The organism is Mycolicibacterium xanthum, from assembly GCF_019710635.1.
Taxonomy (GTDB): domain Bacteria; phylum Actinomycetota; class Actinomycetes; order Mycobacteriales; family Mycobacteriaceae; genus Mycobacterium; species Mycobacterium xanthum.
The window spans coordinates 1-916 of record NZ_JAIFZS010000106.1 but is presented as its reverse complement, the minus strand read 5'-3'; the positions used below and the strand labels follow the sequence as shown (position 1 = coordinate 916).

2 pseudogenes are annotated in these 916 nt (G+C 72.5%); both read left to right on the top strand.

What is annotated here, in order from left to right:
- Positions 1-269, top strand: a pseudogene (locus JDV09_RS25985) (helix-turn-helix domain-containing protein); the annotation flags it as partial.
- A 110-nt stretch (positions 270-379) separates the two neighbouring features.
- Positions 380-916, top strand: a pseudogene (locus JDV09_RS25980) (helix-turn-helix domain-containing protein); the annotation flags it as partial.

Sequence of the window (916 nt, the reverse complement as noted above, 5' to 3'; positions counted from 1 at the left end):
TGCGCCGCGCCGCGGGCCGTCTGGAATCGATGAGGTCGTGGTTCCTCACGGTGGCGGTGCGGATCGGGATCGATGTGGCGATCCCGGACGGGTCGGGCTGCGGCTGGGGTGACGTGGTGGCCGCGGTCAGCGCCGCGGCCGCGGCGATCGGTCAGCGGTTCGGGCCGGCTGGGTTGGTGGGCGCGGTGACGCCGGCGCAGGTGGTGGTGGCCGTCAGCGGGGGCCGGGTGTTGTCGCCGGACTGGCCGCCGTCTGCTCGGGGCATGTGAGCAACACCAGTTGCCCCTGATGCGCCGGCGCGGTGATCGGTGATCCTCGCGGAGGCACCTGCCCGGCACTGGTTTCGGGCAGGGCCTTCGACTGTGAGGAGGGCACTGCGGTGTCGTTGGAGGAGCACAAGCGTCGGGAGCGGGCCCAGGCGATCGGGTTGTTCCGGTATCAGGTGATCTGCCCCGCCTTGGAGGGCGGGGCTGTCGACCCGGCAGCGCGGTCGGCTGGTCCGCGAGATCGCCGAGCGCCGCCATATCGATCCGTTCGGCGCTCAGGTGCAGATCGCCCGCGCGACGCTGGATCGCTGGATCCGGCGCTACCGGGTCGGCGGGTTCGAGGCGCTGGTGCCCGAACCACGCCGGCTGGCCACCCGCACCGATACCCAGGTGCTGGAGCTGGCCGCCTCGCTGAAACGGGAGAACCCGGCCCGCACCGCCGCCCAGGTGGCCCGGATCCTGCGCACCGCGACCGGGTGGGCGCCCTCGGAGTCGACTCTGCTGCGTCATTTCCACCGCTGTGAGCTGATGGGCCCTACCGCCGGGGGCGCCGGGGAGGTGTTCGGCCGGTTCGAAGCCGCTGATCCCAACGAGCTGTGGGTCGGGGATGCCCTGCACGGCCCGCGGGTCGGGGACCGCAAAACCTACCT